We start from the raw sequence: 22,748 nt of genomic DNA, 5'->3' as shown, positions 1-22,748 counted from the left end.
CTAGTAGAGGAACTCCCGGATGTCGTACCGGGCCGCCCTTAGCCCCATCCGGCGTAGCCCCTGAGCCCAGGCGGCTAGCTCCGCCTCCACATCGGGAAGGGCCTCGAGGCCCAAGGCGGCGTAAGGAGTGCCGGGTTCCTCCTGGAAGGGGGACAGGTAGACCACATCCCCCCGACCCAAGGGGAGCTCGGCCAAAAGCGCCAGGCTTTCCTGGCGGTGGGCCTCGGCATAGGCCACGCCCCCTGCCCCCACCATGAGGATCACCCCCAAGGAAAATCCGGCCTCCTTTAGGCTCCGCACCAAGGACAGGGCCTCCCTTGGATGCCCAGGCTTATTGAGGAGGGCCAAGAGGGGAGCGTGTCCCGTCTCCAGACCGATATAGACCCGCCTAAGCCCCAGGTCCCGAAGCCTTAACCACCAAGAAACCTCCTTCTTAAGCCCGGTGAAAAGGTCCAAAAAACCCAGGATGGGTTCCCCAGGAAAGGTCCGGCGGACCTCTTCCAGAAGGGGAAGAAGGGGCTCGCCTAAGGCCAGGGCATTGCCATCCCCCAGGAAAACCCCCTTCCGCAAAAGCCTTCCCTTGCCCAGTAGCTCCAACACCCGCTCCACATGCTCCCGGAAAGCCTCCGGGCTTCGTTTTTGAAAGGGGCGGTCCTGGTAGAAGGAGCAGAAGGCGCACCGGTTCCAGGTGCATCCCGTGGTGGCCTGGAGGACCACGGAGAGGTAGGCATCCGGGGGAAGGATGCTCACGGGCCAGGCGTAGGCCCTCCGGTAGGGGGTGGGGTCCAGAAGCGCCTCGGGGGTCCAACGGAGGACCTCGGCCCGGCGCACGGGGTCTTGCAGGTGGGCGTCCGCCAGCTCCAGGATTTCCCCGTAGACCTCCAGGGCCTCCCTTTCCCCCAAGCGGTGCCTTTTCCTCGCTTCCTCCCGGTAACGGAGGTGCAGGCTCCCATCCAGCGACCGCTTGTAGGTGAGCCCCCGGCGGAAGTAGTGGTAGGGCCGGCCCTCCCGGTCAAAGGAAAGGACCCGATCCCCCAAGGAGAGGACCGTGGCCTCGAGGCGAAGAAGCTCCACGAGCCCAGGTTAGCCGATGGCGGCTTCCAAGGGGGGAGGGCCGTTAGAATAGAGCCCGTGGCGGTTTCGGCCCTGAAGGGCCTCCTTCCCCCCGAACTCCTTCCACGCCTTACCCCTCTGGGCGGCTTTGAAGCCCGGGTGTACACGGATGGAGACAAGGTCTACAAGGTGTACCGCCCAAAGGAAGCCCATCTGGCGGCCCTCGAGGCCCACAGGATGGCCCGGGCAGGCCTGGGGAGCTTTGTGCTGGGGGTGGCCCAGGTGGCAGGGCACGGGGTCCTCATCACCCGCCGCTTCCCGGGAGAACCCTTTACCCCCAAGTCCTTTACCCCCAAAGCCCTGGCCGCCCTTTCCCACCTCTTCCTTTCCCTCCACCGCCTGCCCGAGCCCGGCTACGTGGACCGCCAGGAGCTTCTGGAACGACTTGAGCTATTCGCCGAAAGCCTCCACGAGATACCCGAAGCCCGCTCCCTGATCCAAGCCCTAAAGCGGGAAGTGGGCATGGCGGCAGGGGTAGAGCGTCGCTTTTGCCACCGGGATGCCTGGGCAGGAAACCTCCTCCTCAAGGTGCCGGAGGGCCCTTTCCAGGAAGGCCCCGAGGTGCTCCTGGTGGACTGGGTCCGCTCCGGCGGCGACGATCCCGCCCGGGACCTGGCTCTCCTCAAGACGGGAAGCCTAGACCTTTTGGGAGAGGAAACCGCCCGGAAGGTCCTCTTCCGCCTGGCGCGCTTCTACCCAAGGGAGGTACGGGAGCGACTGGCCTTTTACGTACCCCTTACCTACCTCCACGACCTCCATTGGTTCCGCAGCAAAAGGCCCGAGGGGTTCCTCGAGGCCCTAAAAGAAAAGCTTCCCCGGGCCCTGGGCTTCTTCCAGGACTGCTTTCCCCCAAGAAACCGGGCATGTTAGGCTTTGGGGGATGAGGATCACCCTGGTGGACCACCCCCTGGTCCAGCACAAGCTGGCCCACCTTCGCGACGGGCGCACGGGCGCCAAGGACTTCCGCGAACTGGCCGAGGAGGTATCCCTTCTCATGGCCTACGAGGCCATGCGGGACCTGGAACTCACGGAGACAGAGGTGGAAACCCCCGTGGCCCCCGCCCGGGTCAAGGTGCTTTCCGGGAAGAAGCTGGCCCTGGTGGCCATTTTGCGGGCTGGACTGGTCATGGTGGAGGGCATCCTCAAGCTGGTGCCCCATGCCCGCGTGGGGCACATCGGCCTCTACCGGGACCCCGAGTCCCTCAAGCCCGTCCAGTACTACGCCAAGCTTCCCCCCGACATCCACGAGCGCCGGGTCTTCCTCCTGGACCCCATGCTGGCCACGGGAGGCAGCGCCAGCCGGGCCCTCTCCCTCCTTAAGGAAAAGGGGGCCACGGGGATTAAGCTCATGTGCCTTATCGCCGCCCCCGAGGGCCTGGAGCGCATCGCCCAGGACCACCCCGACACCGAGGTGGTGGTGGCCGCCATCGACCAGCGCCTGAACGACCACGGTTACATCGTCCCCGGCCTGGGGGATGCCGGAGACCGCATCTACGGGACCAAATGACGGAACTCCTTAGGAAAATCGGGGTGGCGGAGCCCGGGGGCACCGGCTGGCTCACGGTGGCCTTTGTCTTCCTCCTGGCCCTCTTCTTTACCTGGCGCTTCCTGCCCCAGGTGCGCCGCTTCGCCCTCAAGGTAGGGTGGGCGGACATGCCCAACGAAAGGCGCCTCAACCGGGAGCCCCTGCCCAACGCCGGGGGCCTTGCGGTCTATGCGGGCGTGGTCTTGGCCCTGGTGGTGGCGGCCTTCCTAAGGCCTATCCTGGTGGAGCACGTTCTTATCCAGATCCTTGCCATCCTGCTTGGGGGAGCCTGGCTGGTGCTGGTGGGATTCATCGATGACCAGTTCGGCCTTCCTCCCCTTTTCCGCCTCTTCGCCCAAACTTTGGCGGCCCTTCTCCTCATGGCGGTGGGGGTGCGGTTTGAGGCCGCCTTCGGCACCCCTTTGGACCCCGCCTTGGGGCTTTTCCTCACCTGGCTTTGGGTGGTGGGCATTACCAACGCCTTGAACCTGATGGACGGCTTGGACGGCTTGGCTGGGGGCATCGCCTACATCAGCGCCATGAGCCTCCTTTTCGTCAGCGCCCAGTTTCCCTACTGGGCGGCGGGCACCCTGGTCCTGGCGGCCCTGGCCGGGGCCGCCTTAGGCTTTCTGCGGCACAACCTGCACCCCAGCCGCATCATCCTGGGGGATGCCGGGGCCTACTTCCTGGGCTACACCCTGGCGGCCACCGCCCTTCTGGGCAACCTAAAGCTCACCACCTTTTTAGGTCTCTTGCCGCCCGCCCTCTTCCTCCTCCTGCCCATCCTGGACACCACCCAGGTGGTGGTGCGAAGGCTCTTAAGGCGGCAAAACCCCCTTTCCACCCCGGGCAAGGACCACATCCACCACCGGCTTCTCGCCCGAGGGCTTTCGCAAAGGCGGGTGGCCTTTCTCCTTTGGGGCCTAGCCCTCCTCTTCAACCTCCTGGCCATGGCCTATCTGGGCATGCCCAAGGAGGCCATCCTGGCAAGCCTCCTGGCCACGGTCTCGGGCCTGGGCTGGGTGACCTACCGCCGCTTAAGGGCCCTTTGGAGGGGGGTAGAATAGCATGAAGCGGGTAGTCCTAGCCTTTGGCACGCGGCCCGAGGCCACCAAGATGGCCCCGGTCTACCTGGCCCTCAAGGAGCACCCCCATATCAAACCCCTGGTCCTCCTCACCGGCCAGCACCGGGAACAACTCAGGCAGGCCTTGGGGCTTTTTGGCATCCAAGAGGACAGGAACCTGGACGTGATGCAAGAACGCCAGGCTTTGCCCGACCTGGCGGCCCGCATCCTGCCCCAGGCAGCAAGGGCCCTGGAGGAGATGCGGGCGGACTACGTCCTGGTCCATGGGGACACCCTCACCACCTTCGCCGTGGCCTGGGCCGCCTTTCTGGTGGGGCTTCCCGTGGGGCATGTGGAGGCGGGCTTAAGGAGTGGCAACCTCAAGGAACCCTTCCCCGAGGAGGCCAACCGTCGCCTCACCGACGCCCTCACCGACCTGGACTTCGCCCCCACCCCGCTGGCGCGGGAGAACCTGTTGAGGGAAGGCAAGCCCCCGGAAACCATCCTGGTCACCGGCCAGACGGGGGTGGATGCCGTGCTCTTGGCCGCCCGGCTAGGCCAGCTTCCCCAAGGACTTCCTCCGGGGCCCTACGTGACCGTCACCATGCACCGTCGGGAGAACTGGCCCATCCTTTCCGAGCTGGCCCGGGCCTTAAGGAAGGTGGCCGAGGCCTTTCCCCACCTCACCTTCGTCTACCCCGTGCACCTGAACCCCGTGGTGCGGGAGGCGGTTTACCCAGTGCTGAAGGGGGTGAACAACTTTCTCCTTCTAGACCCCCTGGACTACGGGCCCATGGCCGCCCTCATGCGGGAAAGCCTCCTTCTCGTCACCGACTCCGGGGGGCTGCAGGAGGAAGGGGCCGCCTTGGGGGTTCCCGTGGTGGTGCTCAGGAACGTGACGGAAAGGCCGGAAGGCCTGGAAGCGGGCATCCTCAAGCTGGCGGGCACGGATCCCGAAAGGGTATACCGGGTGGTGGCGGGGCTTTTGCGAAACCCAGAGGAACTGGCCCGCATGCGCCAGGCCAAAAACCCCTATGGGGACGGCAGGGCGGGAGTCCGGGTAGCCCAAGGGGTGGCCTGGCGCTTGGGCCTCGGGCCTAGGCCGGAGGACTGGGCTCCGTAGGCCAGGCACGCAGCTGGTACAGGCCCACCAGGAGCACGGCTCCCCCCAGGACCAAGGCGGCCAGCCGTCCTCCCAGATGTTCAAAAAGGAAGCCGGTGAGGTAAGCCCCCAAAGGCCCGGTTCCCAGCATCACCAGGCTGTACACCGCCATGACCCGGCCCCGGATCCGGTCGGGCACGGAAAGCTGCACCAGGGTATTGGCGTTGATGAGCACGGAGATCATGCCAAACCCCCCCAGGGCCAAAAAGAAAGAGGCCAAGGAGGCCTGGGGCAGGTAAAGGCCGAGATGCGCCAAGGAAAGGAGAAAGACCCCTAGAAGTAGCCTCCTTGGCTTGGGCTTACCGGTAAAGGCCATGACCAAGGCCGCCCCCAAGGCGCCAAGCCCCACGCTGGAAAGCAAGGCCCCATACCCGGTGGCGGAAAGACCCAGCACCAACCGGGCATAGGCGGGCACCAGGGTCTGGAAGTTCATCCCCAGAAGGCTGGCAAACAGCACCAGCCCCACCACCCGGCGCACCAGGGGATGCTGGAGGACAAACCGCACGCCTTCCTGGGCTTCCCGCCACCAGCGGCCATCCCCCTCCTCGCCCCTGGAACCGGGGGGCACCTGACGGAGGACCCACAGAAGGGGCAGAAAGGAAAGGGCGTTGGCCAGATAGGCCACCCCCACGCCGAAAAGGGCGATCAAGACCCCGGCCAGGGCTGGCCCCAATAGCCGGCTCAGGTTGAAACCGAAGGAGTTTAAGGCGATGGCCCCGGGGTAGCGGTCCCGGCCCGCCAGCTCCACGGTGAAGCTTTGGCGCACGGGAAGGTCCATGGCGTTCAGGGCCCCATAGAGGAAGGCGAAGAGGAGCACGTGGCCGTAGCGCACCCATCCCATGAGGATGAAAAGGGCCATGATAAGGGCCAGGAGCATCATGCCCCCCTGGGTGAAAAGGAGGAGGTTCCGCTTGGGGTACCGGTCCGCTAAAACCCCAGCGGGAAGGGAGAAGAGCAAAGAGGGCAGGAACTGCAAGGCCACCACCAGCCCAAGCCGTTCGGCGCTTCCCGTAAGGAGAAGGACCAGCCAGGCCTGGGCCGCCGCCTGCATCCAGGTGCCCATCTGGGAGGTGAAAAGGGCGAGCCAGTAGGAGCGGTAGAGGGGGTCTTTGAGGAGGGCCAGGGCCAGCACCCCCCTATCCTAAGGCTGACTGACCGGTCATTATCAAGGCCTTCCCGGGGCCCGCGTCTATACTTGGTGCATGTTCCAGCGCGGCCTAACCCTTTTCCGCATCCTGGGGATCCCCATCCAGCTGGACCTTTCCCTTCTCCTGATCCTGCCCCTTTTGGCCTTCCTCATTGGGAGTAACCTGCCCATCTACCTGGAGCTTTTTGGCCTGCCGGAAGACCCCGGCCTCCTCCAGGGCCCGTGGCCCTTTCTCCTGGGCCTTTTGGCCGCCTTGGGTCTTTTTTTCTCCGTGCTCCTGCACGAGCTAGGCGATGCCCTCACCGCCCGGCGCTTTGGCATTGAGACCAAGCGCATCACCCTCTGGCTTTTAGGAGGCGTGGCCCAGATGGAGCGCGTCCCCCAAGAACCCAAAAAGGAGCTCTGGGTGGCCCTGGCGGGCCCCGCGGTGAGTTTTGCCCTGGCCCTCCTTTTCCGCCTGGCCCGCCTGGAGGCTGGAGCCATGGGCTTTCTCACCCACTACCTGGCCTTGGTGAACCTGATGCTGGGGCTTTTCAACCTCCTCCCCGCCCTGCCCCTGGATGGGGGGCGGGTTTACCGGGCGCTGCTGGCCTTTAGGAAACCCTACCTCCAGGCCACCCGGCAGGCCCTGGCCTTAAGCCAGGCGGTGGCCTGGGCCCTGGGGCTATTCGGTTTGGTGGTCTTCAATCCCTTCCTGATCCTCATCGCCTTTTTCGTGTACATGGCCTCGAGGGCCGAGGTGGAGGCCACCCTCCTGGCCCAGGCGCTAAGTGGGCTCAAGGTCAAGGACCTCATGACCCCAGAACCCTTGGTCATCCCCCCCTCCCTTCCCGTCCAGGAGGTCTTGAGCCTGGCCTTGGTCCACAAGGTTTCCGGCTTCCCCGTGGTGGAGGAGGGGCAGGTTTTGGGGGTGGTGGGCCTCGAGGGGCTGGAGGGCGCCAACCCCGTGGCCCCGGTGGTCCACTACCTCAAAGAGCCCCTGGTCCTTTCCCCCGAGGAGGACGCCCTCACCGCCATGGAGCGCATGGCGGAACAGGGGTATGCCCGGGCCCTGGTGATGGAAGAAGGCCGCCTTGTGGGCATCCTCAGCAAAACCGACCTCCTAAGGGCCTTCCAGGTGCGGATGCTGGGGCGTCCCTCACCTTGACAGGCATAGGGCGGTGGGGTAGGGTAGGGGCGCAAAAGTATACGGGAGGTGACCATGAAGAGAATCCTTATCCTCATCGGCTTGGTGGCCCTAGGCCTCGCCCTGGCCCAGAAACCCAAGGTGGTGATCGGCACGGGCAGCACCGGAGGGGTCTTCTTCTATTACGGTACCGCCATGGCCGACATCCTGAACAAAGCGGGGGTGGCGGAGGCCCAGCCGGTGCAGACGGGCGGTTCCTACGACAACCTCCAGCTCCTAAGGGACCGCACCTCGGGCACCACCTACTACTGCGCCCTCACCACCACCGACTCCGCCTACGTGGCCTACACCGGGGAGGAGCCCCGCTTCAAAGACCGGCCCGCCAAGACCCAGCGGGTGCTCTTTTACATGTATCCTTCCTTCATCCATATCGTGACCACGGAAAAAAGTGGCATCAAGGTGGTGCAAGACCTTAAGGGCAAGCGGGTCTCCACCGGCCAGCCCGGCTCCAGTACGGAAAACCTGGCCCTTCTGGTCCTCCAGGGGGCCGGGGTCAAGCCGGAAACCTTTGCCAAGCGGGAGCGCTTGCCCGTGGCCGAGGCGGCCAAGGCCTTGGCCGAGGGTACCCTGGACGCCTTCTTCTGGGTGGGCGGTATCCCCACCAGCTCCATCGTGGAGCTTTCCCAAACCCTCGCCCGCAAGGGAGACCGCATCTACCTGATCCCCATCGACCCCAAGAGCACCACCGCCCAGGTGGCCATGAAGAGGTTCCCCGGCCTGGTGGAGCCCTACAAGGTGCCCAAGAACGTGTACAACACCCGCACCGATGTGCCCGGGCTGGCCACGGGCAACATCGTGGTCTGCCCGGATAGCCTGCCCGCGGACGCCGGCTACGCCATCATGAAGGCCATCTTCGAGAACCTGGACACCTTGCGCACCGCCGTGGCCGCCGCCAAGGACACCAGCCTCGAGGCCACCGCCAAGCTCTATGGCAAACTTCCCATCCCCTTCCACCCGGGAGCCGAGCGGTACCTAAAGGAAAAAGGCCTCATCAAGTAAGCCATGCGCCTGCCCGGGTGTCCTGGAAGCCTCCAGGCCCCGGGCTTTTTTGGAGGAACCCATGGAGCTCGAGCATCCTCAAACCTCACCCACCACCCCCCTGGCCCGATTCACCCGCTGGATCCTGATCCTTGGAGCCCTTTATAGCCTCTATCTGGTCCTCCACCCCTTCACCCCCTTAGCCAAGGCGGAGATACCCATCCTGGACATCGTTCAGCTCCAGCGAAGCACCCACGTGCTCTTCCTCCTCCTGGGAGGCTATCTGGTTTCCTTCTACCTCCCTCGGAAGCGGACCCTTGGGGCCTGGGTTTTCTTCCTCTTTACCCTCATCCCCCTTTACAACTTCCTCTTCCCCAGCGTTCCCGGGGTCAGCCTGCCCTGGGAGGCCAAGGCCACGGGCGTGCTCTATTGGGCGGTGGCAGCCCTGCCGGCCCTTCTGCCCAGCCTTAAGCGCCCGGCGGATCTTTTGGCCGTCCTCCTGGCCCTCTTTCCCACCCTCTACCAGCTCCGCTTCTTTGAGGAGCTGGTCTACCGGGCGGTGCTTCCCCAGCCCTGGGACATGGCCATGTCCTTCGGGCTCATCATGCTGGTCCTGGGGCTGGTCTACCGCCTTTTGGGCCCCGTAATGCCCGTCCTGGTCCTTTTCTTCTTCAGCTACAACCTTTACGCTGACCTCTTTCCCGGGGCCTTTAAGGGAAGCCGCCAGGGAATCGACCTTCTCCTGGGCAAGACCTTCAACGAGACGGAAGCCGGCATCTACGGCCTCATCACCGGGGTTTCCGCCAAGTACCTGGTCTACTTCACCCTGCTTTCCGGCATGATCGGGGCCTTAGGGCTGGGAAAGGTGGTGGCCAACCTGGCCTTAGCCCTGGTGGGCAAGCACCCCGCCACCCCGGGGCGGGTCACGGGGTTGGCCAGCGTGTTCATGGGGATGTTCTCCGGATCGGGGGCCGCCGACACCCAGTTCGTAGCCGCCCTCACCAAGCCCCTCTATGAAAGGGCGGGCTATGACCGCCTGGTGGCGGCGGGTTTGGTGGCCACCGCCGGCACCATCGCCCTCATCACCCCACCCGTCATGGGCTCCATCGCCTTCATCATGGTGGAGATCCTCCAGATCCCCTACCTGAAGGTGATCGTCATGGCCTTAGGGCCAGCCTTGCTGTACCTGACCGCCGTGCTGGCCTTCAACGAGTTCTACTCCCGCAAGGCGGGCCTGCCTCCTGTGGGCGCTGAGCTGGGCATGAGCCGCAGGGCCTACGCCCTGCGCTATAGCACCCTCTTCCTGCCCATCCTCCTCATCATCGCCATGCTCTATCTGGGCTACGAGGTGCGCACCGCCGCCAGCCTAGCCCTTGTTTTCTTCATTGCCTTGACGTATTTGGATCCCACACTGAGGCCGAAAGGCCTTGCCCCCATCTTCCACGGGCTTTCCGAGGGCTTCCGCACCCTACTGCCCATCGGCACCGCGGTCACCGCCGCCAACCTCATCTTCGCCATGATGGTGATAAGCGGCCTCCCCTCCAAGTTCAGCCAGCTATTGCAACAGGTTTCCGGGGAAAGCCTGCTTCTCGCCACCCTCATCACCGCCATCTTCAGCCTGGTGCTGGGCATGGGGGTACCCCCCACCGCCACCTACGTGCTCACCTCGGCCCTCACCGCCCCCGCCATCATCGCCCTGGCCAGGCAAAACGGCATCCCCGACTCCGCCGCCCTCCTCGCCACCCACATGTTCCTCTTCTATTACGCCGTGCTGGCGGACGTGACCCCGCCGGTGGCCCTCTCCGCCTACGCGGCCAGCAGCGTCTTTGGCACCAACCCCCTCCTCACCGGGGTCTACGCCGCTAGGGTAGCCCTTTCCAAGTACCTGGTGGGGTTCTTTTTCCTGCTCTCTTACTCAGGAACTGCCCTACTTATTATACCGGTTCTGGAAAACTCCCCGCCTGGGGAGGCCTGGGCCATGGTGCTGGAGCGCTTCTTTTCCGTAGCCGCGGGTATCGTTTACCTATCCGCCTCCGCCGCCGGCTACACCCGAAGGCCGCTTAAGCGTTGGGAGGCTTGGGCTTTGGGCCTGCTGGCGGTGCTCCTTTTCGTACCTTACGGGCTTCTCAACCTGGTCGCCTTCCTCTTGGGCCTTCCCTTCTTCCGCAAGGGATTGACGGGGGCGCAAACAAAGGCTTAGGGTAAAGCCGAAGGAAAGGAGGCAAGGCGATGAAGAGAGTCCTCTTGGTCCTTTTGGCCTTGGCGGGCTTAGCTTTGGCCCAAAAGCCCAAGGTGGTAGTGGCCACAGGAGGCGTGGGGGGCGTGTACTTCTACTACGGCACCACCCTGGCGGAGATCTGGAACAAGGCCGGGGTGGCTGAGGCCCAGGCCATCCAGACGGCAGCCTCCATCGACAACCTGCTTCTTTTGGAAAACCGCACCGGCGGAGGAACCTACTACTGCGCCACCGTGTTGCCGGACTCCGCCTATCTGGCCTACACCGGACAGCACGACCGCTTTAAGGAGAGGCCTGCCAAAAGTGTGCGCATCCTCTTCGCCATGTACCCCAACTTCCTGCACATCGTCACCCGGGAAGGCACCGGTATCCGGGTGGTGCAGGACCTAAAGGGCAAGCGGGTATCCACCGGGGCCCCGGGCTCGGGGACCGAGGTGGAGGCCCTACTGGTCCTGCAGGCGGCGGGGCTATCCCCCAAGGACTTCGCCAAGCAGGAGCGCCTAGGCGCCCAGGAGAGCGCCAACGCCCTCTCTGAGGGCAACATCGACGCCTTCTTCTGGTCGGGGGGCCTGCCCACGGGGGCCATCACCGAGCTTGCGGCCTCCCTGGCCCGCAAGGGGCAGAGGATCCATCTGGTACCCTTGGATCCCAAGAGCACCGTGGTCCAGACCTTCCAGAAGCGTTTCCCCGGCCTTGCCGGCCCCGGGGTGATCCCCAAGGCGGTCTACGGCGCCCGGAGCGACACCCCTACCCTCACCTTCTGGAACCTCTTCGTCTGTCCGCAAAGCCTCCCGGAAGAGGCCGCCTATGCCCTCACCAGGGCCACCTTTGAGAACCTGGCCACCCTGCGCCAGGCGGTGGCCGCCGCCAGGGATACCAGCCTGGAAAACGCCGTGCGCTTCGTGGGAGGCACCATCCCCTACCACGAAGGGGCCCTCCGCTACTTCCGGGAAGCCGGGGCCTTGAAGTAGGGCCGTGAAACCCGCTCCCTTCCCCACCAAGCTGGCCCAGCTCCCTAGGAGCTGGGCCTTTTGGTCGGCCCTGGTCCTCTTGGCCCTGGTGCGGGTGGTGGCGGTGGAAGAGGGGGCAAAAAGGCAGTATCTGCTCCTCACCCCCTGGGAAAAGGGGCAGGTGGAGTTCGTGAACACGGTCACGGGGAAACCCGTCCTTCTGGAGTTCCACCCGCTTTGGGCCTTCCAGGGCTTTCAGGCCTACACCGACCCGGAAACGGAGGCCTACTACACCGCCGGGGAATACCCCTGGAACCAGGCCCTGGCCAAGGAGCGGCGGAAGGTCCTGGCCTACTGCTCCGAGGTGGGCCTGGCCCTAAGGCTAGGGGGCACCTGGTTCCGGGTGCAAAAGGGATGCCTGCGGCTACGCCTCCTCTGGCCCCCTTAATCCCGTGGCTAGCGGATCACCTGGGGTACCACGCGCACGGTGAAGGTGCGGCCTTGGCGGAAGACCTCGAGGCTCACCGCCTCCCCCGGCTTCTTGCTGTAAAGGACCCGCCGGAGCTGGGCGATGGAGGTTAAGGGCACGCCGTCCGCCTTGAGAAGCACATCCCCATCCACCCCCACCTGGAGGGTCTCCCCCGTGGGGAGTTGCAGGTAGGCAAAGCGGGTTGGGGCCCTTAGGCCCGCCCGGGCCGCAGGGCTATTCCGCTCCACCTCCTGCACCATGAGGCCTGAGGCGGGAAGCCCGTACTGCTGGCGCAACTTCTCGGGGTAAACGGAAAGGGGCACGAGGGACACGCCAAGCCGGGGGCGGTTCTTGATGATCTCCTCGGCGTTGAGGGTCTTTCCCGCCTTCAGCTCGGGCAGGTACTGCTTCACCAGGTTGATGGGCAGGGCAAACCCCACCCCGGCGAACTGGGCGGCCCCAAACTGGCCCGTGGGGGTGAAGATGGCGGTATTGATGCCGATCACCTCCCCACGGGAGTTGAGAAGGGGCCCACCGGAGTTGCCCGGGTTGATGGCGGCATCCGTCTGGATCACCTGGGGCACCAGGCCCGACTCATCCCCAATGGCTCCTGGGTTTTCCCGGATGGCGGAGACGATCCCCTGGGTCACAGTGAACTCCAGGCCGAAGGGATTCCCCATGGCGATGGCCTTCTGCCCCACCCGGATGCGGTCGGAATCCCCCAGGACCAAAGGCACCAGCTTCTCCCGGGGAGCCTCCACCTTCAAGAGGGCCACATCCAAAGGGGGGGCTGCCCCCACCAAGCGGGCCCGGTACTCGCCAGGGTCGTTGTGGAACTTCACCGTGATGCGGCTCGCCCCCTCCACCACGTGGTAGTTGGTGAGGATATAGCCTTCCTTGTCAATGACAAAGCCTGAACCCGCCCCTTCCTGAGGAGGCATCTGCAAGAAGGGGGCGAAGAACTCAAAGCCCGGGGGAAGCTGGACGTTTTGGGGACGGGTCACCACCCCCACGTAGACCACCCCGTCCCCGTACTTCTCCACGATCTCCACCGTGTTGCGCTCGTATTCCAAAAGCCCGGCATCGGAAGGCGGTGGGGGCTGGGTACGCTGGGTCTGGCCGTTGCTTAACCCCCACCAAAGCACCACCCCCGCCATCAGGGCAAGGACCAAAAAGCCTACGAAGGACCGGCTGAGGTTCATGCACCACCTCCTGGCCCCACCTTACGCCCTTGCGGTTAGGCCCAGATTAGACGAAGACCACGGTTTTGTTGCCGTGGACCAGGATGCGGTCCTCCAGGTGCCAGCGCACCGCCCGGGCCAAGACGGTGCGCTCCAGCTCCTGCCCAAGCCGGCGCATCTCCGCCACCGTGTGGCGGTGGGATACCCGCACCACGTCTTGCTCAATGATGGGGCCTTGGTCCAGCTCCTCGGTGACGTAGTGGGCCGTGGCCCCGATGAGCTTCACCCCCCGCTCGTGGGCCTGGCGGTAGGGATCGGCCCCGGCAAAGGCCGGCAGGAAGGAGTGGTGGATGTTGATGATGCGCATGGGGTACCGGGCCACAAACCGGGGGGAGAGGATTTGCATGTAGCGGGCTAGAACCACAAGCTCCACCCCCTCTTCCCCAAGAAGGGCCAGAATCCTCTCCTCGGCCTCCTCCTTACGTCCCCGGTCCACGGGCACATGGTGGTAGGGGATGCCGAAGCGCTCCACCTCCTCCTGGTGATGGGGGTGGTTGGAGATCACCATGCGCAGGTCCATGGAAAGCTCCCCCACCCTATAGCGCCAAAGGAGTTCCAAAAGGGCGTGGGCGGGCCGGGAAACCAAGATGGCCACCCGTTTCCTCTCCGAAGCGTAGGCCAAGCGCCACTCCATCTGAAAGCGGCTGGCCACCACGTCTTGGAAGGCCCGCTCCAAAGCGGGACGGGAGAGGTCCAGGTGGGGGGTGGTGAAGGCCAGGCGCATGAAGAAGGTGCCTCCTTCCGGGTCGGTGGAATACTGCTGCAGATCCGTGATGTTGGCCCCGTGGGCGTAGAGGAACCCGGACACGGCAGCCACGATGCCGGGCCGGTCCGGGCAGGTGATGAGGAGCCGCGCCTCTTCCATAGGGGCTACTATATCCCCATGGACTGGCGGACCACCGACCTTTCGGACGCCCACCTCGAGGCGGAAACCCTCCCCATGGTCTTCAAGAGCTTTGGCGGAAAAGCCCGCTTCCAAGGCCGGGTGCGCACCCTAAAGGTGTTCCAGGACAACGCCTTGGTGCGAAGGATGTTGGAGGAGGAAGGAGCCGGCCAGGTGCTGGTGGTGGATGGAGGAGGCTCCTTGAAAACCGCCCTTTTGGGCGGCAACCTGGCCCGGCTAGCCTGGCAAAGGGGCTGGGCCGGGGTGGTGGTGCACGGGGCGGTGCGGGATGTGGAGGAACTCCGGCAAGTGCCCATGGGCATCCTGGCCCTGGCGGCCACCCCCAGGAAAAGCGCCAAGGAGGGCCTGGGAGAGATGGATGTGCCCCTTAGCCTCCCTTGGGCCACGGTTTTTCCGGGAAGCTTTCTTCTAGCAGACGAGGACGGGATCCTTCTCCTGCCCTCGCCCCCTGGCGGCGGCCAAAGCGCCGGATGAGGTCCTCCTCCCTAAGGGCCAAGAGGGTGGGGCGGCCATGGGGGCAGACCCAGGGGGTTTCGCACCTTAAAAGGGCATCCAAAAGGGCCTGGCCCTCCGCTTGGGATAAAGGATACCCCGCCTTCACCGCGGGCAGGCAGGCCACGCGGGCCAAGAGCTCTTTGAGGCTTTTCCCCTCCCCCCTTAGGGCCTCGCGGAAGATTTCGGGAAGGAGAAGGGGGTAGGGATGGAGAAAAGAGGGCGCCTTGAGGAGCCTGACCCGGCCAGGGCCAAAGGCCTCGAGGGCAAAAAGGGAGGCCAAGGCCTCCTCCCTCTCGGGCAGAAGGGCCTCCTCCATGGGGGAAAGCTCCACCAGCACCGGGTAGGGAAGCTCCCTTAGCCCCTCCTCTCTAAGATCCCTTTGGAACTCCTCGTAGATCACCCGCTCGTGGGCGGCGTGCTGGTCCACCACATACAGGGTGTCCCCCGCCTCCGCCAGGAGGTAGCTATCCCGGAACTGGCCCAGATACCGCAGCCGGGGAAGCCCCGAGGGGGTGGGCGGGCTTAGGGGCAGAAGGGGCCTGGGCTCGGGAAGGCTTCGGGCCAGGTTTCCCTCCTGGAAGGCCTGGCGCAGGCTTTCCTCCACAAACGCTTCCACCTCCTCCAAGACCTCCACCTCCTCCTTCCGGGCATCCAAGCGCAAACGGAAGGCAGGGAGGGGCAGGGTGAGGTTCAAGACCCCCACGGGAAAATGCCCCTCAGGCAGAAGCTCCCGGTAGGCCCGGCGCACCACCTTTAGGAGCCTTTGGGGCCAAACCACGGGGCGGCCGTTGATGGCGAGGAAGAGGAGGTCGGGCCGGGTGCGGGAGGCCTGGGGCCCGGAAAGAAGCCCCTCCAAACGCATCTCCCCAGCCTGTCCCCTGAGGTAGAGAAGCCTTTCCGCCAAGACCCGGCCAAAGGCCAGCCGGGCTGCCTCTTTAAGCCCGGCCCCCGGGAAGAGGAGCCGGGCCTCCCCCTCGGCGAAGAAGGCCAGGGAAAGCCAAGGATAGTGAAGGAGATAGCGCCTTAAAAGCTCCCCCACCTCCCGCTCCGAGCCCTCCCCCGAAAGGCCCACCACCTCCACCCGGGTCCCCGGGGGGGCGGGCACCTCCTTGAGCTCCACCCGGTCCCTATGGGCCAAAAGAAGCCCCCCACCCACCTGGAGGCGGGGCCGGGAGCGGATGCGGAGGAGGGCCGCCTGCCTTAGGGCATAAAGGGCCTGGCCGCGGAAGCCCAGGGTGGCGATCCTCCCGGGGTCCTGGAGCTTGCTGGTGGCAAAGGGCTCCACCGCCAAGGGAAGCTCCGCAAAGGGGATCCCCTCGCCGTCATCCTCCACCACGATCCTTTCCCTTCCCCCGCCGAAAAGCTCCACCCGCACCCTTTTGGCCCCAGCGTCCAAGGCGTTTTCCAAAAGCTCCCGCACCGCATCCTTTAGGGAAAAGACCACCTCGCCCCGGGCCAGAAGCCCCCGGAGTTCCTCGGGAAGCGGGCGGATCACCCCTTTATGGTATCCAGGGGGGCACCTAAGGCCAAGGCCCTGAGCTCATGCAAGAGGCGGAGGGCCTCGAGGGGGGTGAGGCTATTGGGGTCCAGGGCCAAAAGCCTTTCCAACACCGCCTCGGCCACCCCCTCCCTCCGGGCGGTAAGGAGCTGGAGAAGGGCCTTGGCCCGCTCCACCACCTCCTTGGGAAGCCCCGCCATGCGGGCCACCTCCACCCCGTAGCTTTTGGAGGCGGGGCCCGGGAGGACCTGGTGGTAAAAGACCAGCCCCCCCTCCTCCTCCTTGGCGGCCACGTGGAGGTTCTTAAGCCGGGGAAGGGGCAAGGCGGTGAGCTCAAAGTAGTGGGTGGCGAAGAGGGCGTAGCACCGCCTTTCGTGCAGGGCCTCGGCCACGGCGGTGGCGATGGCCACCCCATCCAAGGAACTCGTCCCCCTTCCCACCTCGTCCAGGAGAACCAGGCTGCTTTCCGTAGCTTCCTTAAGGATTAAGGCCACCTCCTCCATCTCCACCATGAAGGTGCTCCGCCCCCCCGCCAGGTCGTCGGAGGCCCCGATGCGGGTGAGGATGCGGTCAAAGAGGGGAAGGATGGCCTCCTCTGCGGGCACAAAGCTGCCCATCTGGGCCAGAAGGGCGATGAGGGCCGTCTGGCGCAGGTAGGTGCTCTTCCCCGCCATGTTGGGCCCGGTGACCAAAACCAGCTCGTGGGCCATCTCCAGGTCGTTGGGAACAAAGCCCGTGCGCCTTTCCACCACGGGGTGACGCCCACCCCGGATGCGAAGATGCTCCGCAAAACGGGGCCGGGTGTAGCCGTAGCGCACCGCCACCTCCGCCAAGGCGGCGTAGACGTCCAGCTCCGCCAGGACCCTCGCCGCCTCCCTCAGGGCCTCCGCCTCCCCCTTGGCTTTCTCTCTAAGTTCTAAAAAGACCTCCTCTTCCCGGCGGCGGATCTGGGCCTCGAGGCGGTAGAGCTCCCTTTCCCGCTCCTTGATCTCCGGCAGGGTGTAGCGTTGCCGGTCCTTTAGCGTCTGGATGGCCTTGTACTCGGGGGGAACCCGCTCGTAGTAGGGCCGGGTTACCTCTAGGTAGTAGCCGAAAACGGCATTGTAGCCCACCTTCAGGGTGGGGATGCCGGTCCTGGCCTTCTCCCTCTCCTCCAGCTCCAGAAAATAGGCCACCCCCTCCCGGTGGGCCTGGCGCAGGGCGTCCAGGTGGGGGTCGTAGCCTTCGCGGATGAGCCCCCCTTCGGAAAGCTTTAGGGGAGGGTCCTCCACCAAGGCCGCCTCCAGCTCTTCCCCCAGGGCAGCAAGGTTGGGAAGCGCCACCTCCTCCCCCAGAAGGGCCTTGATCTCGGGGAGGATCCCCAGGCTACGGCGCAAGGCTCCCAGGTCCCGGGGCGTGGCCCGCCCCATCTCCAACCGGGTGGAAAGCCGCTCCAGGTCTGCCAAGCGGAAGAAGAGCCGCCTCACCCCCTCCCGCAAGGCCCCCTCCTTCACGAACCGTTCCACCTGATCCAAACGGGCCTCCAGGGGGGCCTTCTCCACCAGGGGATGCCTTAGCCAGCTTTGCAGGAGCCTACGACCGAAGGCGGTGCGCGTCTCGTCCAGGACACCAAAAAGGGTGTCCTGCCCCCGGATGGGCTCAAAGACCTCGAGGGCCCTCAAGGTAGCCTCCGGCAGGCGCATGAAGGCCCCAGGGTCATAGGGGCGAAAGGGCCTGGGGGAGAACCCTTCCCCTTGGGTCCAGCGGGCATACCAAAGGAGCGCCCCCTGGGCCCGGCGCAGGGCCAAGGGCCCCTCGCCCACGGGATCGAAGGGGGCCTGGGAGAGCATCACCGGAAAACGCTTCTGAAACTCCTCCACAAACGCCCCGTTCTCCCGCAGTTCCGGGGCCAGGAGCACCTCCGCGGGCCGGTGGCGGAATAGCTCGTCGTAGAGAGCGCTTTTGCTCTTCAAAAGCGTCCCCTTAAACTCCCCCGTAGAAACGTCCAGAAAGGCCACCCCGAACCCATCCCCCGTGGCGATGGCCGCCAGGTAGTTGGCCTCCCGGGAAAGGAGGGTTTCCTGCACCAGGGTGCCGGGGGTGAGGAGCTGGGTCACCTCCCGCCGCACCAGGCCCTCCGCCTCCTCCGCCGGCTCCACCTGGTCGGCCACCGCCAGGCGAAAACCCATCTTGAGAAGCCTTTCCGCATAGGCATCAAAGGCCCGTAGGGGAATCCCCGCCATGGGGGTGGTGAAGTCCTTGCTGGACTTGTGGGTGAGGACCAGGCCCAAAGCCCGGGCCAGCCTTTCCGCATCCTCCCCGAAGCACTCGTAGAAATCCCCCACCTGGAAGAGGAGGAGGTAGTCGGGGTAGCGGTCCCGTAGCTCCACGTACTGCTGGAGAAGGGGAGGCAAGGGTCCAGGGCCTTCGCCCTTGAGCATGGCCCTTATCATAACCGGAAGGTACCCCTGGATAAGGAAGGTTAAAGGTTGGCCTGGGAAAGGCGCTCTTTGCAATTTACCCCAACTTGACAGGGGTAGGGTTACAGGACTAGCATATGGGCCTGAGGGGACAAATGTCCTAAGAAGGAGGAGGCGTGCTATGGAAAAGGTCGATCGGCGTACCACCCTCAAGCTCATGGGTATGGGGGCGGCACTTCTGGCCACAGGCGGGCGGGGCTTGGCCCAACAGACCCCTACCGCAGACCAGCTGGTAAAGGGGAAGAACCCCAAGCTCATCGTCCTCTCCCAGCGCCCCGTGGTCATGGAAACCCCCTATGACCTTTTGGCCAGCAACCCCGAGCGCACCTCTAAGGAAATCCTCTATATCCGCAACAACGTGGACCTCCCCGGGTACAACACCGTGGAAGGGGCCAGCCCCCAGGGTTGGAAGGTGGAGGTGGGAGGGCTGGTGGACAAGCCCTTCACCTTTGAGGCCAGTGAGCTTTTCGCCCTGCCCCAGACCGAGGTCACCATGGTCCTCCAGTGCTCGGGCAACGGGCGCACCCTCTACAACCCCCGTCCCTCAGGCAACCCCTGGCAACGGGGTGGGGTAGGTAACGTCACCTTCCGCGGCGTGCGCCTCAAAGACTTCCTGGCAGCCAAAGGGGTCAAGGTGAGCGAGAAGGCCCTCTTCATCACCGCCCATGCCAGCCGCCAGGGCAACGCCCCCGAGTTTGTGCGCTCCGTGCCCATCCATGCCCTGGAGCATGCCCTCCTGGCCCTTTACATGAACGGCGAACCCCTGCCCGCCGTCCACGGCGGACCGGTACGCTTGGTGTTCCCCGGCTACTTCGGGGTGAACAACGTGAAGTGGGTGGAAAAGATCGAGTTTGCCGAGGGCGAGAACACCACCGCCGAGCAGGTGCCCCGCTACCGGGTGCCCGTAATCCCCAACACCCACCTCCCCTTCCTGCCCCAGGAGCCTGGAAAGCGCTATCCCTACACCCTGCAGAACTCCCGCCCCAACTGGCTGGTCACCCTGAATAGCTTCATCTTTGCCCCCCTGGAGGGCCAGACGGTGGAAGGCCCTTACGTGCGGGTGGAGGGGGTGGCCTTCAACGACGGCATCGTGCCCATCGTGAGCGTGGAGGTTTCCACCAACGGAGGGCGCACCTGGCACCAGGCGCAGCTGGCCACCCAGGGGAAAGCCTTTGCCTGGGTCCGCTGGCGGACCACCCTCTACCTGCGCCCCGGGCAGCACGAGGTCATGGCCCGGGCCTGGGACGCCGCCGGCCGCAGCCAGCCCCTGGATGGCAACATCGCCTGGAACGAGCGGGGCTACGAGTATAACGGCGTGATGCGGGTGAAGTTCACCGTGGCCTAGGACCATCCCGCCCCTGGCTCACGGCCAGGGGCTTTTTTGCCCTTACACTATACCCATGGGGGGTACGATGGAGAAAGCGAAAAGGCTCTTTTTCCCTCTCGGCATTTTAGTCCTGGGCCTTGCCGGTTACCTGGCCCTGGGACAGTACACCCTACCGGAGGGGCCGGGGAAGGACCTGGTCCTGGCCAAGTGCCAAGCCTGCCACGACATCGGCTTCGTCGCCAGGGAGCGGCTTTCTAGAGATCGCTGGGACGGGGTTATTGATGAGATGGTGCTCCGGGGCCTAAAGATCACCCCTGAGGAACGGGCCGCCATCCTGGATTACCTGGCCACCTACCTGGGCACCCAACCCCCGCCCACCCCGCCCCAGGCCGAAGCCTCCCCCGCCCCCAAGACCGGGGCCCAGGTGTACGCCAACTGCCAAGGTTGCCATGGGCCGCAAGGGGAAGGCAATCCCCCCACCTTCCCGCCCCTCAAAGGGCATGTGGAAAAGATCCTCCAGGCGGAAGGAGGCCGGGCCTACCTCTTGTTGGCGGTGCTGTACGGCCTCCAGGGCCCCATAAAGGTGGAGGGCAAGGAGTATACGGGCGTCATGCCCGGCTTCGCCTGGCTCTCCGACGAAGAGGTCGCCCTGGTCCTGAACCACCTGGCAGGGTGGGGGGCTCCCCAAGGCTTCAAAGCCTACAGCCCCGATGAGGTCAAGGCGGCCCGGGCCAAAGCCCTAAGCCCTGAAGAGGTCCTAAAGCTCCGGCAAGGGCTGAGGTTGCCATGAGGGGCACCGTGATCTCCCTCCACCTGGGCCTGGGCTCGGGGCTTCCCAAGCCTCGGGTGGAAACCTTGGAGCTGGTGGCCGGTTTCGGGGCCAAGGGGGACCGGCATGCGGGCAAAGATCCCGACCGGGCCGTCCTAGTTGCCGGGCTTCTCTCCTACGAAAAGGCCAAGGGGGCAGGCATTGAGCTTCCCTTCGGGGCCTTGGGGGAAAACCTCCTCCTGGACCTGGACCCCCATGCCCTTCCCCCAGGTGCCCGGCTGAGGGTGGGGGAGGCCCTTTTGGAGTTCTCCTATGTGTGCACGGTCTGCTCCAGCCTTTCCCAGTTTGACCTCAGGCTTCCCAAGCTCCTCTATGGGGGCCGGGGCCTTTATGCCCGGGTCCTCGAGGGCGGCCTGGTGCGGGTGGGCGACCCCGTGCAGGTCCCGGTAGCTGTTTAGCCGTAAAACCAAGGGCCCGGGGGACGCGTCCCCCGGGCCCCCTTTCCTGTCCTAGCGAGCCAAGGGCGGTTTAAACGCCCACTCCCATGGGAAGCTGGAAAGCCCAGTAGGCAGGCCTTTCCCCCTTGGGCTCGTTCAGCACCTCAATCCGCCCCTCGAGGCCCGCCTCCACCTCCTTGAGCTCCTTGAGGTAGTCCATGAAGCTTTCCGCATCGCTGAAGCCCGTGTCCACCCTATAGCCTTGGGCCTCCTTGAGCACGGTGAAGCCGTCGCCCCCGTTGGCGATGAAGTTGTTCACCACCACCCGGTAGGTGGCCTCGAGGTCCAGGGGCACAAAGCCCTTCTCCGTCTTCACCTCCACCCGCACCACCCGGTCCCCTGAGGGCCTGGAAAGGTCAAAGGCGTAGCGCAGGCCGGAAACCTGGAGGAAGCGGCCTGCCGTCTGCTCCCACTGGGAAACCCCATTCTCCAGGGCGGCCTTGATCTCCTTGCCCTTTAGGTCCAGCACCACCAGGGTGTTGCCGAAGGGCAACACCTCGTAAACCTTCCCCACGGTGATGGGACCCTTGGGAATGGAGGCCCGGATGCCCCCGCCGTTTTGCAGGGCGATCCGCACCCCGGCGTTTCGGGTCTTCCAGACCATGCCGTCGGCGATCAGGTTCCCCAGGTTGCTCTCCCGCCTCCGCACCATGGCCCTTTCCCCGATGAGGTCCACCTTGGCCTGGGCGATCACCTGTCCCATCAGGGCCAAGACCGGCTGGGCGTAGGCCAAAAGGGCCTCCTTGGCGAAGAAGTCCTCGGGGGCCACCTCGGGGGTCATGAGGAAGGGCTCGCCCTTGTAGGCAAGGAGCTCCCCTCTGGCGTCAAAGGTCACCTCCAGAAGGCCCACCACCTTCCCCCACTCCCAGGCCTGGACCACCAGCACATCCTTCCCCTCAGGGTTCTTCACCACCGTGGGGTAGGGCCCTGCCGGGGCGAGCTCCTTGTGGGGGAAGCTACCCAAAAGGGTGTGGGAGTGCCCACCCACGATCACCTGCGCTCCCACGAGCCTCCGGGCCAGCTTCAGGTCCTCCCCGTAGCCCAGGTGGGAAAGGACCACGATCTTGTTGACCCCTTTCCGCAGAAGCTCAAAGACCGCCTTCTGGGCCGATTCGTAAGGGTCCAGGAAGTCCACGGTGGGCCCGGGGTTGGCGATCTCCCGGGTATCCGGGGTGGTGAGGCCGATCACCCCCACCTTCTCCCCCCCCACCAGGACCACGGCATAAGGAGCCAACAATCCCTTCAGCCGGGGCTCCCGCTCCACCGCCACGTTGGCGGACACCACCTTGAACCGGGCCCCCTGCAAAAACTCCGCCAAGGGGCCAGGCCCCAGGTCAAACTCGTGGTTGCCCAGGGCCATCACCCGGTAAAGGGCCCGGTGCATGAAGTAGCGGTCCGCCAGGCCCCGGTACTGGTTGAAGTAGAGGGTGCCCTGGAAGACATCCCCCGCATCCAGGAAAAGGAGGTTCTTCCGAGCCGCCCTTAGCCGGTCAAAGAAGGCGATGCGCTGGGCCACACCCCCCACCCGCACCTTCTTGCCGGAAAGGGTGAGCTCCATGGGTTCCAGGTGGGCATGGGTGTCGTTGGTGTGCACCAGGGTGAGGGTAAAACCCCCCTGGGCCCGCCCTAAGCCCAAACCCGCCAGGCCTAAAGCCGCCCCTGCCTTCAATATCTCCCGACGCTTATACATACCTGACCTCCGGCCTCAGTCTACCCAAAGCCCGGTCA

At 65.1% G+C, this 22,748-nt stretch carries 20 protein-coding genes; 13 read left to right on the top strand and 7 right to left on the bottom strand.

Annotation, left to right across the window (positions count from 1 at the left end; all coding sequences use genetic code 11):
* On the bottom strand, positions 1-1,074 hold the full coding sequence (locus DK874_RS01095; RefSeq protein WP_114311961.1) for a radical SAM protein: 1,074 nt from the start codon (positions 1,072-1,074) through the stop codon (positions 1-3).
* 57 nt (positions 1,075-1,131) lie between these two features.
* Here DK874_RS01095 and DK874_RS01090 point away from each other — a divergent pair, with 57 nt between their 5' ends.
* From DK874_RS01090 to wecB, 4 genes are read left to right on the top strand one after another with little or no spacing between them, the layout of a single operon-like run.
* The gene (locus tag DK874_RS01090) at positions 1,132-1,983 is read left to right on the top strand and encodes a phosphotransferase family protein (protein WP_114311959.1); all 852 of its coding nucleotides are present in this window, start codon (positions 1,132-1,134) and stop codon (positions 1,981-1,983) included.
* A 10-nt stretch (positions 1,984-1,993) separates the two neighbouring features.
* Positions 1,994-2,620, top strand: a complete 627-nt coding sequence (gene upp, locus DK874_RS01085) for a uracil phosphoribosyltransferase (RefSeq protein ID WP_114311957.1) — start codon at positions 1,994-1,996, stop codon at positions 2,618-2,620.
* Complete coding sequence (locus DK874_RS01080) at positions 2,617-3,705, top strand: MraY family glycosyltransferase (protein ID WP_114311955.1); 1,089 nt, start codon at positions 2,617-2,619, stop codon at positions 3,703-3,705. The genes upp and DK874_RS01080 overlap by 4 nt, the downstream gene beginning before the upstream one ends.
* A 1-nt stretch (position 3,706) precedes the next feature.
* A complete protein-coding gene (gene wecB / locus DK874_RS01075; RefSeq protein WP_114311952.1) occupies positions 3,707-4,825 on the top strand; it encodes a non-hydrolyzing UDP-N-acetylglucosamine 2-epimerase in 1,119 nt (372 codons plus the stop codon).
* Here wecB and DK874_RS01070 read toward each other — a convergent pair.
* Positions 4,800-5,996 carry an MFS transporter gene (locus DK874_RS01070; protein WP_114311949.1) on the bottom strand — a complete coding sequence of 399 codons (1,197 nt, stop codon included), beginning with the start codon at positions 5,994-5,996 and terminating at the stop codon, positions 4,800-4,802. The genes wecB and DK874_RS01070 overlap by 26 nt on opposite strands.
* 70 nt (positions 5,997-6,066) lie before the next feature.
* Between DK874_RS01070 and DK874_RS01065 the strand changes: the two genes are divergently transcribed.
* The 5 genes from DK874_RS01065 (at position 6,067) to DK874_RS01045 (ending at position 11,809) form a co-directional block, all read left to right on the top strand.
* Complete coding sequence (locus tag DK874_RS01065; protein WP_114311946.1) at positions 6,067-7,158, top strand: site-2 protease family protein; 1,092 nt, start codon at positions 6,067-6,069, stop codon at positions 7,156-7,158.
* A 54-nt stretch (positions 7,159-7,212) separates the two neighbouring features.
* Positions 7,213-8,196, top strand: a complete 984-nt coding sequence (locus tag DK874_RS01060) for a TAXI family TRAP transporter solute-binding subunit (RefSeq protein WP_114311944.1) — start codon at positions 7,213-7,215, stop codon at positions 8,194-8,196.
* Between the two features lie 61 nt (positions 8,197-8,257).
* Positions 8,258-10,375 carry a TRAP transporter permease gene (locus tag DK874_RS01055; RefSeq protein ID WP_114311942.1) on the top strand — a complete coding sequence of 706 codons (2,118 nt, stop codon included), beginning with the start codon at positions 8,258-8,260 and terminating at the stop codon, positions 10,373-10,375.
* A 29-nt stretch (positions 10,376-10,404) separates the two neighbouring features.
* Positions 10,405-11,382 carry a TAXI family TRAP transporter solute-binding subunit gene (locus tag DK874_RS01050; RefSeq protein WP_114311939.1) on the top strand — a complete coding sequence of 326 codons (978 nt, stop codon included), beginning with the start codon at positions 10,405-10,407 and terminating at the stop codon, positions 11,380-11,382.
* Positions 11,383-11,413: 31 nt separating this feature from the next.
* Positions 11,414-11,809: a hypothetical protein gene (locus DK874_RS01045; RefSeq protein WP_114311988.1), complete on the top strand. Its 396-nt coding sequence runs from the start codon at positions 11,414-11,416 to the stop codon at positions 11,807-11,809.
* Between the two features lie 8 nt (positions 11,810-11,817).
* Here DK874_RS01045 and DK874_RS01040 read toward each other — a convergent pair whose 3' ends face one another.
* Both DK874_RS01040 and purU read right to left on the bottom strand, forming a co-directional pair.
* A complete protein-coding gene (locus DK874_RS01040) occupies positions 11,818-13,032 on the bottom strand; it encodes a S1C family serine protease (RefSeq protein WP_114311937.1) in 1,215 nt (404 codons plus the stop codon).
* A 46-nt stretch (positions 13,033-13,078) separates the two neighbouring features.
* Positions 13,079-13,936, bottom strand: coding sequence for a formyltetrahydrofolate deformylase (gene purU / locus DK874_RS01035; protein WP_114311935.1), 858 nt, complete (start codon positions 13,934-13,936; stop codon positions 13,079-13,081).
* A gap of 18 nt (positions 13,937-13,954) precedes the next feature.
* On the opposite strand from purU, the gene rraA reads away from it, so the two are divergent.
* Complete coding sequence (gene rraA, locus DK874_RS01030) at positions 13,955-14,449, top strand: ribonuclease E activity regulator RraA (protein WP_114311933.1); 495 nt, start codon at positions 13,955-13,957, stop codon at positions 14,447-14,449.
* On the opposite strand, the gene mutL is transcribed toward rraA, so the two are convergent.
* Entirely contained in the window at positions 14,343-15,965 is a 1,623-nt protein-coding gene (mutL, locus tag DK874_RS01025; protein WP_114311931.1) for a DNA mismatch repair endonuclease MutL, read from the bottom strand. The two genes, rraA and mutL, sit on opposite strands and share 107 nt — an antisense overlap.
* Positions 15,962-18,388 (bottom strand): DNA mismatch repair protein MutS, encoded by a 2,427-nt coding sequence (gene mutS / locus DK874_RS01020; RefSeq protein WP_114311986.1) that lies wholly within the window; start codon positions 18,386-18,388, stop codon positions 15,962-15,964. Before mutS ends, mutL begins: the two co-directional genes overlap by 4 nt.
* Positions 18,389-18,548: 160 nt before the next feature.
* Here mutS and DK874_RS01015 point away from each other — a divergent pair, with 160 nt between their 5' ends.
* The 3 genes from DK874_RS01015 to DK874_RS01005 all read left to right on the top strand — a co-directional run bounded on the left by DK874_RS01015 (position 18,549) and on the right by DK874_RS01005 (position 20,981).
* The gene (locus tag DK874_RS01015; RefSeq protein ID WP_114311929.1) at positions 18,549-19,772 is read left to right on the top strand and encodes a sulfite oxidase; all 1,224 of its coding nucleotides are present in this window, start codon (positions 18,549-18,551) and stop codon (positions 19,770-19,772) included.
* 67 nt (positions 19,773-19,839) lie between these two features.
* On the top strand, positions 19,840-20,544 hold the full coding sequence (locus DK874_RS01010) for a c-type cytochrome (protein WP_114311927.1): 705 nt from the start codon (positions 19,840-19,842) through the stop codon (positions 20,542-20,544).
* Entirely contained in the window at positions 20,541-20,981 is a 441-nt protein-coding gene (locus DK874_RS01005; RefSeq protein ID WP_114311924.1) for an MOSC domain-containing protein, read from the top strand. Before DK874_RS01010 ends, DK874_RS01005 begins: the two co-directional genes overlap by 4 nt.
* A 70-nt stretch (positions 20,982-21,051) precedes the next feature.
* Here the strand turns inward: DK874_RS01005 and DK874_RS01000 are convergent, their stop codons facing one another.
* The gene (locus tag DK874_RS01000) at positions 21,052-22,710 is read right to left on the bottom strand and encodes a bifunctional metallophosphatase/5'-nucleotidase (RefSeq protein WP_114311922.1); all 1,659 of its coding nucleotides are present in this window, start codon (positions 22,708-22,710) and stop codon (positions 21,052-21,054) included.
* Positions 22,711-22,748 lie beyond the last annotated feature (38 nt).

This window comes from Thermus caldifontis (assembly GCF_003336745.1).
Lineage (GTDB): Bacteria > Deinococcota > Deinococci > Deinococcales > Thermaceae > Thermus > Thermus caldifontis.
Note: the sequence above shows the minus strand (reverse complement) of the source record. Positions and strands in the feature narration are given on the sequence as shown.